9 protein-coding genes are annotated in these 9,740 nt (G+C 70.3%); 5 read left to right on the top strand and 4 right to left on the bottom strand.

Features of this window, described 5'->3' with window-relative positions; all coding sequences use genetic code 11:
* The first annotated feature begins 219 nt into the window (after nucleotides 1-219).
* Together ABZU74_RS33660 and ABZU74_RS33655 are read left to right on the top strand one after the other, a co-directional pair.
* On the top strand, nucleotides 220-1,371 hold the full coding sequence (locus ABZU74_RS33660) for a hypothetical protein (RefSeq protein ID WP_355432712.1): 1,152 nt from the start codon (nucleotides 220-222) through the stop codon (nucleotides 1,369-1,371).
* A gap of 19 nt (nucleotides 1,372-1,390) precedes the next feature.
* Entirely contained in the window at nucleotides 1,391-1,693 is a 303-nt protein-coding gene (locus tag ABZU74_RS33655) for a hypothetical protein (RefSeq protein WP_355432709.1), read from the top strand.
* A 162-nt stretch (nucleotides 1,694-1,855) separates the two neighbouring features.
* Here ABZU74_RS33655 and ABZU74_RS33650 read toward each other — a convergent pair whose 3' ends face one another.
* Nucleotides 1,856-2,872, bottom strand: a complete 1,017-nt coding sequence (locus tag ABZU74_RS33650) for a LacI family DNA-binding transcriptional regulator (protein WP_355432707.1) — start codon at nucleotides 2,870-2,872, stop codon at nucleotides 1,856-1,858.
* A gap of 272 nt (nucleotides 2,873-3,144) precedes the next feature.
* Between ABZU74_RS33650 and ABZU74_RS33645 the strand changes: the two genes are divergently transcribed.
* Entirely contained in the window at nucleotides 3,145-4,770 is a 1,626-nt protein-coding gene (locus ABZU74_RS33645; RefSeq protein ID WP_355432704.1) for a glycoside hydrolase family 43 protein, read from the top strand.
* Between the two features lie 45 nt (nucleotides 4,771-4,815).
* Here ABZU74_RS33645 and ABZU74_RS33640 read toward each other — a convergent pair whose 3' ends face one another.
* The 3 genes from ABZU74_RS33640 to ABZU74_RS33630 form a co-directional block, all read right to left on the bottom strand.
* Nucleotides 4,816-5,433: a hypothetical protein gene (locus ABZU74_RS33640; protein WP_355432701.1), complete on the bottom strand. Its 618-nt coding sequence runs from the start codon at nucleotides 5,431-5,433 to the stop codon at nucleotides 4,816-4,818.
* 277 nt (nucleotides 5,434-5,710) lie between these two features.
* A complete protein-coding gene (locus ABZU74_RS33635) occupies nucleotides 5,711-6,409 on the bottom strand; it encodes a hypothetical protein (protein ID WP_355432699.1) in 699 nt (232 codons plus the stop codon).
* A complete protein-coding gene (locus tag ABZU74_RS33630) occupies nucleotides 6,406-7,005 on the bottom strand; it encodes a sigma-70 family RNA polymerase sigma factor (RefSeq protein WP_355432696.1) in 600 nt (199 codons plus the stop codon). The genes ABZU74_RS33635 and ABZU74_RS33630 overlap by 4 nt, the downstream gene beginning before the upstream one ends.
* A 266-nt stretch (nucleotides 7,006-7,271) precedes the next feature.
* Here ABZU74_RS33630 and ABZU74_RS33625 point away from each other — a divergent pair, with 266 nt between their 5' ends.
* On the top strand, nucleotides 7,272-8,477 hold the full coding sequence (locus ABZU74_RS33625) for a chitosanase (RefSeq protein WP_355432693.1): 1,206 nt from the start codon (nucleotides 7,272-7,274) through the stop codon (nucleotides 8,475-8,477).
* A 710-nt stretch (nucleotides 8,478-9,187) separates the two neighbouring features.
* On the top strand, nucleotides 9,188-9,740 hold a 553-nt coding region (locus ABZU74_RS33620; RefSeq protein WP_355432691.1), incomplete at its 3' end, for a DUF222 domain-containing protein.

Raw genomic sequence — 9,740 nt, 5'->3', positions numbered from 1 at the left:
TTCGAAGCCACCGGGTCGGACCTGCTACCAGCGTTCCAGGCAGCCTGAATACGATCAACACATCGACCCTGTCCGTCGAAACGGGTCAAGCCCAGACGGCATGGCGGGCGCCGTCGGATCGGTGCAGGACACCGCCGAGAAACTGCGGGCCAGCGCGGACCGGTACCGGGCCTCGGACGCCAGCGCTGAACAGCTTCTGCGTCAAACACGGAGCTAATGATGACGGTCAACCCGCTCATCGCCACGGCGTCCGACACCTCGCCGAGCGCGTGGGCCGGCATCTGGATCTGCGAGGACATCGAACTCATCGCCCAAGGGATCAGTAACGGCAGTTGGATCGACGGCAGCCTTGGCGTGGTCAGCGCCGGCCTCGACGCCCTCGCCCTCGTCTCCGATCCGGCCGGTGTCCTACTCCAGTACGGCATCGCCTGGCTCATCGAGCACGTCAAGCCGCTCAGCGAGGCCTTGGACTGGCTCGCCGGCAACCCCGCCGAGATCACTGCCCACGCTCAGACCTGGCGCAACGTCGCGGTCTCACTTCGCGAGGAGGTCGCGGCTCTCGCCGCCGCCGTCCGCAACGACATCGCCGCCTGGGGCGGCAGCGCGGGGCTCGCCTATCGGAACTGGGCCGGCGAGCAGCAACAGGCCATCATCGGACTCGCTCAAGGCGCCGAAACCCTGGCTGCGATCACCGAAGGCGCAGCCGGCCTCGTAGCCGCCGTCCGGCTCCTGGTTCGCGACGCCATCGCCACCTGCGTCTCCCGTCTCATCGTGTACGCCGGCGAACTCATCTTCAGCGGTGGGTTCGCCGCCCCGCTGGTGGTGGAACAGGTGGCGACGCTGGTGGCGTCGTGCGGCGCGCGGATTGCTCGGATGCTGCGCGGACTGCTGGCCAGCCTGCGACAGCTGATCCCGTTGATCCGCCGGCTCGGCGAACTCATCGAGAAGCTCAAGCAGGCATTGAAGAAGCTCGGTGGCGGCGACAACGGAACGCCGACCCCAAAACCCGGGCGAAGCGAGAGACAGGAGCTACTCGACGAACTCAGCCAGGCGGGCGTCAAACACAACCCGGAGCAGATAGTCGCTATCGGCCGCAATCGTGAAGGAAAGATCGTTTTCTTGGAGACCGGCAATGAGCGTGCCGGTCTCGCCCACATCACGAGCCGGCACGCCGATGACTTCGCGAAGGTCGGCGTACCTGAGGAAAAGATCCCTGAGCTGGTGTTCGCCGCCGTAACGCAGGGCGAGGTGGTTGGGATGCAACGGACACGTCCGATCTATGAAGTGCTCTTCGAGGGCCGGACGTATAGGCTCGCTGTTTCCGTCGGGAACAACGGATTCATCGTGGGGGCGAACCCAGTTGGACGCTAACGCTGGGACTGTGCGGGTCATGGCGGACTATGAGAGCTATCCGACGTGGTTGACCGGCTCAGGCGGGGTGGACAACATCGACCCGGCCGAACTGCCCATCCCAGACGCTCTGGCGAATTCGCTGCTGCAGTGGGCGCAGACCTACGACGACACCCTGGACCGTGCGGACCCCGCATCGTCTGGATTTCCCACCACAGCTCAGGAGGCGGACTTTTACGCCGAAGGGCATGAACTGGCCCGCCGACTCGCCGCAGAACTCGCAGGTCAGTGCAATGTCGAGTACTTCGACGGGCGAACCGGGCGCCTCGTCGTTCTTCATTGACGGGTCCGTTACGCCACAGCCGACGCCCGCAGCAGGAGTGTGTGGGCAGGCTTTCGGGTTCTCGGGGGCCCGGTCCACCTCGGCCGCCGGGAGACGGGCGTCGACGACGCCCTCCGCGACGCCTGACGTCAGCACCGAACGCGTTCGTGCCGACCGCGCCGCTCAGCGAGGCGGGGCGGCGCTGTCGCGGACGATGAGCTCGGTGGCGAGTTCGACCCGAGGGCTCTCGGTCCTCTCGCCGCCGGCGAGGCGCAGCACGGTCCGCGCGGCCAGCATGCCCATCTCGGCCAGGGGTTGCCGGACGGTGGTCAGCGGTGGCGAGCACCAGCGCACCTCCGGCAGATCGTCGAAGCCGACAACGCTGACGTCGTCGGGCACCCGCAGACCCCGTTTGCGGACCGCCTCGTACACACCGAGCGCCATCTGATCGCTGCAGGCGCAGATGGCAGTGGGCGGGTCGGGCAGTGCCAGCAGTTGCGTACCCGCGGTGAAGCCGGCCTCGTGGTAGAAGTTGCCGGGGCGGATCAGGGCGTCGTCGACGGGGATCCCGGCGGCGCCGAGGGCGGCCCGGTAGCCGTCCATCCGGGCCCTGCTGCACATCAGGTGCGGCGGGCCGGCGATGAAGCCGATGCGGCGGTGGCCGAGGCTGATCAGGTACTGGTTGGCGCTGAGGCTGCCCGCCCAGTTGGTGGCGCCGATGGTGGGTGACTCCTGCGGGTCGACCCCGGCCGGGTCGATGATGACGACCGGCAGGTGGAGCCGGCGCAGCTCGGCCTGCAACGGTGGGTTCACCATCGAGGTCACGAAGATGATTCCCTCGGTGGAGCGCGTACGCATGTTGTCGAGCCACTGCTTGGCCGAGGAGATGCGCCAGTGGATGGCCGACACGACAGTGCCGACGCCGCTGGTCTGGCCGACGTCCTCCACCCCACGGATGATCTCCACGGCCCACGGGCTGTCCAGGTCGTTGAAGACCAGGTCGATGAGGGCGGCGTCGGTACGCCGGGCCGGCGAGCGGCGGCGGTAGCCGTGCCGGTTGAGTAGCGCCTCGACGCGCTCCCGGGTGTCGGGGGCGACGTCGGAACGGCCGTTGATGACCCGGGAGACGGTGGGCACGGAGACTCCGGCCAACCGCGCGATCATGGCGATGGTGACGTTTCGGCCGTTCTCCGTACCCACGGTCCCCCCTGCGTCCTGCTGGAAACTTCAGGTCTGCTCGCGGTGGAGCCTCGTCATCCGGCTGAGCGGGCGGGGCGGGGAGCTATGGATCTCCGAAACTTTCAATGCTTCGCCGGTAATGTCGATCGATGGCCGGCACGCTACGAGCTGTTGTCCCAGCGGTCAAGACCTCTGTCCTATTGCGAAAAGACCGGCTAGCGTAAGCAGGGCTTCCAGCAATCCGGGACCACGATTTTCCGGAAGTTCCAGACAGCCCGTCCAGAGGAGTGCTCGTGTCGACCGACATCGCTAACGTGGCGACCGCTACCCGGTCGATCCGCAATCCCGTCCTCGCCGGGTTCCACCCGGACCCGTCGATCCTGCGCGTCGGCGACGACTACTACCTGGCCACCTCGACCTTTGAGTGGTATCCGGGCGTGCTCGTGCACCACTCGCGTGATCTGGTCAACTGGCGCAGCCTGGGTGGGATCATCACCGACCGACGCCTGCTCGATCTGCGCGGATGCGGCGACTCCAACGGGGTGTGGGCGCCGGACCTGACGTACCACGATGGTCAGTTCCACCTCGTCTACAGCGACGTGGCCAGCTTCGCCAGCGGTTACTGGGATCCGCAGAACTTCCTGGTCACCGCCGAGGACATCACCGGCCCCTGGTCCGATCCGGTGAAACTGCACGGGCGCGGGTTCGACGCGTCGCTGTTCCACGACGACGACGGCACCACCTGGCTGCTGGGCATGTGCGCGGACTGGCGACCCGGCCGCGACCGCTTCGGTGGCATCGAGATCCAGCAGTACGACCGCGCCGCACGCCGTCTGGTCGGCAGCCCCCGCATCCTGTTCACCGGCTCCCCGGTCGGGGTCACCGAGGGTCCGCACCTGTACCGCCACGACGGCTGGTACTGGCTGATCACCGCCGAAGGCGGTACCAGCTGGGAGCACCAGGTCACCGTGGCGCGGTCCCGGGAGCTGTTCGGACCGTACGAGGTGGACCCGGACGGGCCACTGCTCACCTCCTTCGGTCGGCCCGATCTGCGGTTGCAGAAGGCAGGTCACGGCAGCCTGGTCCACACGCAGAACGGCGAGTGGTACCTGGCCCACCTGGTTGGCCGCCCGTACTCCCCGCTGGGCAACTGCGTGCTGGGTCGGGAGACCGCGATCCAGCGGGTCGAGTGGCCGTCGGGCGGCTGGCCGCGGATCTCCGGCGGGGTGCCCGCGGACGACGTCGTCGCGCCCGACCTGCCCGCGCACCCGTGGCCGGCGGAGCCCGAGACGGACCACTTCGACGCCCCCGAACTGGGCCGCTGCTGGTCGACGCTGCGTCGGCCGGCCACCGCGGACTGGGTCGACCTGCACACCCGCCCGTCGTACCTGCGGCTCCACGGCGGGCAGTCGCCGGTCGGTCGACGGGCACCCAGCCTGGTCGGGCGACGCGTCGGCGCGATGGAGTGCTCGCTGGAGACCGTTGTGGAGTTCGCACCGGCCGACCACCGTCAGCTGGCCGGGATCACCGCCTACTACAACACGCTCAACTGGCACCACCTCTACCTGACCCGGGCCGACGACGGGCGGACGGTGCTGGAACTGCTCAGCTCCGACAACGGGCGGCGCACCGCGTACCCCGAACTGACCGTCGATGTCGGCGGCGTCACCCGGGTCGGCCTGCGGGCCGTCTTCGACGGGCCGGCGGTGCGCTTCGACTACGACCTCGGCGCCGGTTGGCAGCGACTGCCAGTCGAGTTGGACGCGACCATCCTGTCCGACGAGCACGCCGCGCTGATCATCGACGGTGAGCCGGCGGCGTGGGGCTTCACCGGGGCGTTTCTCGGCCTGTGGGTGCAGGACCTGGGCGGCGACGGCGCGCACGCCGACTTTGACCTGGCCACCTACCGGGAGCAGTGACCACGCGGACGGCACTCGGCGGGTGCCGTCCGCGTTCCACTCGTCCTACTTGACCTGGGCGGCGACGGCGCGCAGCTGACCGAGGGTGGTGCGGAAACCGTGGCCGGACGCGGCCGGGTCCTCGGCGAGCAGGCCGCTGACGGCCATGGTCCGCGAGCGGGTCGTGGCGACGGTATCCGCGTCGGATCCGCTCAGGTCGAACACGCCGAAGTCGCCGCTGAGCGTCCGGAACGTCGGGGCAGCCGGGTCCTGGGCGAGGTAGAGCACCACGACCTGGCCGGCCTCGAGCTTCGACATGTGCGCCATGTCCGGCACACCGGCGGGCAGCGGGGCGAGCGTGATCCGCGCCCCGGCCCGCACTGTCGATCCGGTCGTCGTGCGCAGCACCTCGTCGACCCGGAATCCGGCCTCCTCGACCTCACCGCGTACGACCAGGTCCGCGGTGTCGCTGAGCTGCCGCACGGTGCCGTACCCACGCAGCTTGCCCTTGATCGGCGGGGGCGCGACGTCGGTCGGCGTGGCCGCGCTGGTCGGGGCGGCGCTGCTCGCGGCGGGCGCGGCGGCCGGGTCGCCACCGCTGCCGCAGGCGGACAACGCCGCGGCGGCGAGCACAGCGGTGGCCGTGACCCACAGAGCCCGGGTACGGCGACTGTCGACTGCCATGGAACGCTCCTCGCGTCTCGGTGCCGTCCCGGGTCGTCTCGCTCGGAACGCGGCACTGCTTACGCCCTCTATCTGTGCGCCCCGGGCACCGAGTTCCATTCTTTTTTCTGGCTCCGCTTTGCCGGGCTCGGCGTTGCCGGGCTCAGCGTCGCCGGGCTCAGCGTCGCCGGGCTCAGCGTTGCCGGGCTCGGCGTTGCCGGGCTCGGCGTTGCCGGGCTCGGCGTTGCCGGGCTCGGCGTTGCCGGGCTCGGCGTTGCCGGGCTCGGCGTTGCCGGGCTCAGCGTCGCTCGTGGGCGAGCTGACGAAGCTCGGCCAGCGTGGTGACGAACGCGCGACCCGCCCCGGTGGCGTCCTCGGTGCGCAGACCGGTCACCGACATCGCCGGTGACCGGCTGGTGGCCGTCTCCCCGGCAAGGTCGAAGATCCCGAACTCGCCGCCGAGCGGACGGTAGACCCGCGCACCCGGGTCCGCGAGGCCCAGGTAGAGGACGGTCGGCCGACCGGCCACCTCCGCCGCCACCGTGATCTCGGTGGGCACCGGAGCATCCGAGGCGCGGTAGAGCACCTCCGCCACCCGGTAGACCGCCCGCCCGTCCGCCACCGACGCCACCTCGCCGCGGACCACCAGGTCGGCCGCGTCGGTGAGTTGACGCACCGTGGCGTACCCACGGTTCTTGGCGGCTGTGCCCGGCGGCGCCGGCCGAGCGCCCGGGCGGCTCGCCTCGGGTGACGGGAGCGCCGCCGGGGGCGCGCCGCCGGACCGGACCGCGAGCCCTCCGCCCACCACCACCAGGACCAACGCGGCCACCGCGAGCGCGGGCCGCAGGGGAACGAAAGCCCTTCTTCGGGTACGCGGCTGCTGCGCGATCGCCGCCAGCAGGCGGCTGCGGTGCAGCTCGTGCCGGCCCGCCGGCAGGTCGTGATCACCGGGGTGGGGGGCGATCTGCGCCCACTCGGCCGGGTCCGGCGCGCTCACTTGCTGCCCTCCCGCAGGAGTGAGGCGTCCACGACCGCCGGCCGTGCGGCGCGTGACGGGGCGTCGGCGAGGGTACGGAGCCGGGCGCGGGCCCGCGACAGCCGGGAGCGCACCGTGCCGACCGGGACACCCAGCGCCTTCGCCGCGGACTCGTAGTCGAGGCCCTCCCACAGGCACAGGGTCAGTACCTCGCGCTCGGGTCGGCGCAACCGGGCCAGCGCGTCGATCGCGGCGGCGATACGTCGGCTGTCGTCGAGTCGACCGGCGACGTCGTCTGCGTGGTCGGGCAGGGTGACGTCGGAGGCGAGCAGCGCGGCGGCCACCCGGCGGTAGCGGCGGTTGCTGCGGGTGTGGTTGCGGGCCTCGTTGGTGGCGATACCGAACAGCCAGGGGCGCAGCGATCCGCCCTCCTCGGTGACCCGCTCCCGGGAACGCCAGGCTTGCAGGTAGGTGGCGGCCATGACGTCCTCCGCCGTGGCCCAGTCGGCGGTCAGCCGGAACGCGTGGTTGTACACCGATCGCGCGTACGCGTCGAACAGTTCGGCGAACGCGCCCGGGTCACCGGCTCGCACCCGAGCGCGCAGACTCGACTCCATGACCATCTTCTGTCCGTCGGACGGTGCTGGTTCCGACGGACCGGCCCGTTGATCAGTTACGGCCCGACGATAGCCACCGGCAGGTACGAATCGCCAACGACGGGATGAACAGACGCCGTCACGCCTCGCTGTCGTCGATTGACGAGGAATCGACGTACTGGTATCTGTTAATACAGTTTCCTGATGCTCGCGGTGCCCCGGGGCCGAACCGCCGCGCCGGGCCACCGACCGGCTGGCGGCACGCCGCCCCGTCCCCGAGGAACACCATGGTTCACAAGAGAACAGCCGCCTACGTCGTGGGCACCCTGCTGGTCGGCGTCGCCGCCGTCGGCTACGGCCTGCCGTCGGCGAGCGCCGCGACCGCCGGCCCGATCACCGGCCTCGGCGGCAAGTGCGTCGACGTGGCCGGCGCCAGCTCGGCCAACGGCACGCCCGTCCAGCTCTACGACTGCAACGGCAGCGCGGCCCAGACGTGGACCGTCGGCAACACCGACAACTCGATCCGGGCACTCGGCAAGTGCCTCGACGTCACCGCCGCGTCGACCACCAACGGCGCCAAGGTGCAGCTGTACGACTGCAACAACACCGGCGCGCAGAAGTGGACCGCCAGCAACGGCGCGCTCGTCAACTCCGGCTCCGGCAAGTGCCTCGACGTCACCGACCGGAGCACCGCGAACGGCGCCCGGTTGCAGATCTGGACCTGCGGCGGCACCAGCAACCAGCAGTGGACCCTGCCCGGCGGTGGCACTCCCACCACTCCCCCGCCCACCACCGGCACCAACCTCGACGACCCGGCGAAGAAGGACGTCGCCATGCAGCTCGTCTCGGCGGCGGAGAACTCCTCGCTCGACTGGCGTGCGCAGTTCTCCTACATCGAGGACATCGGCGACGGACGCGGCTACACCGCCGGCATCATCGGCTTCTGCTCCGGCACCGGCGACATGCTCGAACTGGTCGAGGCGTACACCCGCACCAAGCCGGGCAACGTGCTCGCCGGCTACCTGCCGGCGCTGCGCAACGTCAACGGCACCCCGTCGCACGCCGGCCTCGACCCCAACTTCCCCCGCGACTGGCGGACCGCGGCCACCGACTCGGTGTTCCAGGCAGCCCAGGAGGCCGAACGCGACCGGGTCTACTTCAACCCATCGGTACGCGACGGCAAGAACGACCAGGTCCGGGCGCTCGGTCAGTTCGCCTACTACGACGCGGCGGTCATGCACGGGTACGAGGGCATGCGCCAGATCCGCAGCCGCGCCCTGAACCGGGCCAAGCCGCCAGCCCAGGGCGGCGACGAGCGGACCTGGCTCAACGCCTTCCTCGACGAGCGGGTCATCGAGATGAAGAAGGAGGAGGCCCACTCGGACACCTCCCGCGTCGACACGGCCCAGCGGGTGTTCCTCAACAACGGCAACTTCAACCTGAACACACCGCTGGTGTTCGCCGTCTACGGCGACCAGTTCCGCATCGGGTAAACCGGACGGGGACCGTCCACGAAGCGGCGCGTCCATCGGTGGCGGGGTCGCCGGCAGGGAATTTCCGTTCGCCGACGACCCCGCTGCCCGACCCCTGCCCGCCGCGCGGTGCCTGCCCGGCCCTTTGGCCCTGCCCCGCAGCCTTGTGCCTGCCCCGCAGCCTTGTGCCTGCCCCGCAGCCTGGTGCCTGCCTGGCCGCATGATGGCTGCCCGTGCCTGCCCGTGCCTGCCCGTGCCTGCGGGGCTGGTCCTGGCAGGTAGGCCTTGGCCGCTGACTTGTCTCTCGGTCACCACCACCGGACCGTTTACGGCAGGATCCCCCGGGTGAACCGGCCCCTGCTTTGCTCGACATCGACGGCGTGCACACGCCGCAAGCCCACATCTCGGCCGCAGCACGCAGCAGTCCGACTCTGTTGATCACCGCCGAACCGACGATCGGCCTCACCCGCGACTCCATCGATCACGTCATGGCCTGGGCGAAGGCTCTTCAACGCCCGTCGGCTAATTCCTAGCGACGCCGCCCAGCCCTCGCTCGTGCCGGGCATGAACAGACCCGCCGACACCCAGCCCTCGCTCACGCCAGGCACCAGGCAGCGCTGTCGGCACCAGCTCCCGCCACCGCCGGGCGCATTGGCAGGCCCTCCGGCGACCTGCCGATCCAATCGATCATGGCAACTGAAAGTGTCGTACACCTGTTCTAGTCTCGGGTCATGGTCGAGGAGTTGGCGCTGGCAGACGACGCGCTCGCCACCTGCGTCGACGCCGCCGCCTGGGCCCTCCCGGAACATGACCTGATCGCTGCACTCGACGCCGCGCACCGCCTCGAGCAACGCCTCGCCGCCGTGAAGCTGGCCCTGGTTCGCGAGATCGACGGCCGTGGCACAGCCCGCGCGCAGGGCGCCTCCTGCACCGCGGTGTGGCTGCGCGAGCGACTGCGGCTGACCGTTCCCGCCGCCCGCCGCTTGATCGACCTCGCCACCGCCCTCGACACCAGCAACCCCGGGATACGAAAAGCGCTAGCCGACGGGCACCTCAGCCTCGACCAGGCCCGCGTCATCACCGACACCGCCACCACCGTGCACGAGACCGCCGGCACCGAGGCCGCCGACAAGGCCGTCAGCCTGCTCACCGACTGGGCCGCACAGTTCGACCCCACCCACCTGCGCAAACTCGGCACCCGCATCCTCGACCACGTCGCCCCCGACCTCGCCGACGCCGCCACCCGCGCCGCATTGGAAGCCGAAGCACGACGCGCCACCCGCG

Origin of the sequence: Micromonospora sp. NPDC005171 (genome assembly GCF_040608575.1) — a bacterium.
In the GTDB taxonomy this organism is placed as follows: domain Bacteria; phylum Actinomycetota; class Actinomycetes; order Mycobacteriales; family Micromonosporaceae; genus Micromonospora.
Note: the sequence above shows the minus strand (reverse complement) of the source record. Positions and strands in the feature narration are given on the sequence as shown.

Bases quoted from the DNA above. Each gene is read 5' to 3' on its own strand.
- ABZU74_RS33625 (WP_355432693.1), top strand. From the start codon at position 7,272: ATGGTTCACAAGAGAACAGCCGCCTACGTCGTGGGCACCCTGCTGGTC.
- ABZU74_RS33640 (WP_355432701.1), bottom strand. From the start codon at position 5,433: ATGGCAGTCGACAGTCGCCGTACCCGGGCTCTGTGGGTCACGGCCACC.
- ABZU74_RS33655 (WP_355432709.1), top strand. From the start codon at position 1,391: ATGGCGGACTATGAGAGCTATCCGACGTGGTTGACCGGCTCAGGCGGG.
- ABZU74_RS33630 (WP_355432696.1), bottom strand. From the start codon at position 7,005: ATGGAGTCGAGTCTGCGCGCTCGGGTGCGAGCCGGTGACCCGGGCGCG.
- ABZU74_RS33660 (WP_355432712.1), top strand. From the start codon at position 220: ATGACGGTCAACCCGCTCATCGCCACGGCGTCCGACACCTCGCCGAGC.